The 2,654-nt window shown below is 55.1% G+C and carries 2 protein-coding genes; both read left to right on the top strand.

The genetic code is table 11. From position 1 onward, the window contains the following. Window positions 1-158 precede the first annotated feature (158 nt). Complete coding sequence (gene istA, locus HMPREF2932_RS04100; protein WP_071409674.1) at window positions 159-1,766, top strand: IS21 family transposase; 1,608 nt, start codon at window positions 159-161, stop codon at window positions 1,764-1,766. A 22-nt stretch (window positions 1,767-1,788) separates the two neighbouring features. Next, on the top strand, window positions 1,789-2,547 hold the full coding sequence (locus HMPREF2932_RS04095) for an ATP-binding protein (protein ID WP_049157480.1): 759 nt from the start codon (window positions 1,789-1,791) through the stop codon (window positions 2,545-2,547). Window positions 2,548-2,654: the final 107 nt, after the last annotated feature.

Genomic DNA, 2,654 nt, shown 5'->3' with positions numbered 1-2,654 from the left:
TTGTCGATTTGGGGTAGTTGGTACCGCGAGTCCGCGTAGTTGGTACCGGTGTTCCACGTACCCGGTACTGCAAGGGGGGTTTTCTTTCATAGTTGATGTTGGCGACACCACAATCCGGTGGTGTCGCGTCAACATCTACTTGGAAGGAGCTGGTCCTTGTGGCCAACTTCAAACAGATCATCGCGATGTGCCTTGATGGTGCTAGCTACGCGCAGATCACACACGCATTGGGATGCTCACGACGAGAAGTATCCCGCGCAAAGAAAGTCATCAACGATGAGGCACTAACTCCAGAGCGTTTCCGTCAACTTCCACCGGGATGGTTCGATGATCGATTCAGCGACGGCCGGAGTAAACGGACGATGTCCTACGACCAGCCTGATTTTCAAGCCCTCGCACGCAAGCTGAAAAGTACGAAGCATGTGACCAGGCATAAGCTGTGGATGGACTACTTATCGCAGCCGTGTCCGACGGATAAGACAAAGTACCAGTACTCCCAGTTCTGCAGTGGGCTCAATGAATTTCTCCGTGCCAACGATCTCGTCGAAGTTATCACCCATGAGCCAGGCCAAGAGCTTTACGTAGACTGGGCCGGTGACAAAGTGTCTGTAGTAGATCAGGCCAGTGGTGATACCGCGTTCAAGGCGTCATTGTTTGTCGCGGTCAGCCCATACTCAGGGCTGATGTACGTTACTGCTGCTGCGAATGAGAAGATGCCGGCGTGGATTGAGTGCCACGTCAAAGCGTTGAACTATCTTGGCAAATTACCAGCAGTCATCGTGCCAGATAATGCTTCTACGGCGACCTACCGGCCGAGGAAGCATTCAGGCTACCGGATGGTCACTGACCGCTACGCAGCGTTTGCCGACTATTACGGGGTCACGATTGTGCCGACTAGGCCCGGCAGGCCTCGTGACAAAGCGGCAGTAGAGCGTGCTGTGAAAATCGCCTACACCAAAATACTCGGGTACTTCAGCGACGAGGTCTTCTATAGCCTTGATGAGCTTAATGAGGCGATCGCTTGCCGTCTTGCCGATATCAACAGCGCAATGACGCGGCCTGATGGCTCAACACGGCGCATGCGCTTTGATCAAGAAGAGGCACCAGTGATGCGGGATCTTCCGCCGACGCCGTTTACGGAAGTGTCTTATAAGCGGCTTAAAGTCGATCGTAATTGGCACATCACCTGTGACTACCAGTACTACTCTGTGCCATTTCAGCTGGTAGGAGAATCGGTAACAGTCAGGCTCACCCCGCAACTGGTGAGTATCTTCAGCGGGGAGCAGCTTGTTGCTGAACACACGCGCCTTTATGGATTTAAATACCGGTATTCCACCAACCCTCAGCATGCACCGCGTGGCGATGATGAAGGCCACAAGGCGCTTACCCGTGATGAGCTTTTGGCCTGGGCCTCGTCGTTTGGGGCAGCAACGCACGCAGTCATAGCGATGATCCTCGACCGCAATAGTGCCGCCGTACCCCGCGGACTCATCCAGGCACGCAACGTGCTGGCCAACCTGGGCAAAAAGCACAACAAAACCACCCTGGAACCTGCATGCCAGCAGGTCTTAGACAAGAAGCTGGCCCCAACGATGGCTGTGATCAAACGCATCCAGACTGACATTGCCCACGCCCAACAACATCCCGGGTCACCAGGGCTAAAAACACAGCCTGTGGCAAAGCACCACCCACGCCCAAGTACCCCGCTTACCGGTGAGGTGGCCGATGCGGTCTTTATCCGGCCTGCTGATCACTACGAAAACTAGAAGGAATAAGGAGTGCGAAACCATGAGCAGTATCGACGACGAGATTGTGCGGGCGAAAATGCGCAAGCTTCGCGTATCAACCTTCGCTGACATCTTCTACGAGGTTGTCAACGACGAGGCCTATGCGGATGCGCTACCAGAAGACATCTTCCTCGCCGCAGTCGAAGAAGCCTACACACAACGCCAACAACGCAACATTGCCAAGGCTATAACCCAGGCTAAATTCCGATACCCGGATGCAAGCCTGGCTGAAATTACCCGGGCAGAACAACGCGGTATCAACATGCGTCAGCTGAAACGAATCGCAGCAACTAACTGGCGGGAAAACCCGACCAACATTCACATCCTCGCACCGACGGGAACAGGCAAGACCTACATTGCCTGCGCCATCGGCATCGCCGCGTGCAAGGCCGGATACTCCGTGGCGTACTACCGGCTGGATCAACTTGTAGACATGCTGGCGGTCTTCTCACCGACTGACCAAAACTACCTCGACAAGATGCGGAAACTGATCAACGTCGATGTCCTTATCATCGACGACTTTATGACCATCAGCATCAACCAGCGCGGGCAAGAAGACCTAACCAAGATCATATTCGACCGCGACGGAAGGCTCCCAACACTGATCTCCTCCCAATCGGCCGCCGCCTACTGGGTTGAAACACTGCCAGACAGAGTCGGAGCCGATTCACTCGTAAGCCGCCTCAACAACGGCCACCGAATCCGTATCGGAGACTTCGACATGCGCAAGGCCACCGCCCCAATAGAACCGGACGAATAAAGCAAACAGCCGGGCCGACTCCGTCGGCCCGGCCCCGGTACCAACTACCCGGAACCCGGCAGTACCGGGTCTCCGGAACACCGGTACCAAAAACCCGCATCTGACAC

It is taken from the genome of Corynebacterium sp. HMSC074H12 (assembly GCF_001813755.1).
Lineage (GTDB): Bacteria > Actinomycetota > Actinomycetes > Mycobacteriales > Mycobacteriaceae > Corynebacterium > Corynebacterium hiratae.
The sequence above is the reverse complement of the archived record's forward strand: the minus strand, read 5'-3'. Positions and strand labels throughout refer to the sequence as shown.

What these genes read in the sequence shown, in the direction of transcription:
- HMPREF2932_RS04095 (WP_049157480.1), top strand. Translation starts at nt 1,789, where the DNA reads ATGAGCAGTATCGACGACGAGATTGTGCGGGCGAAAATGCGCAAGCTT.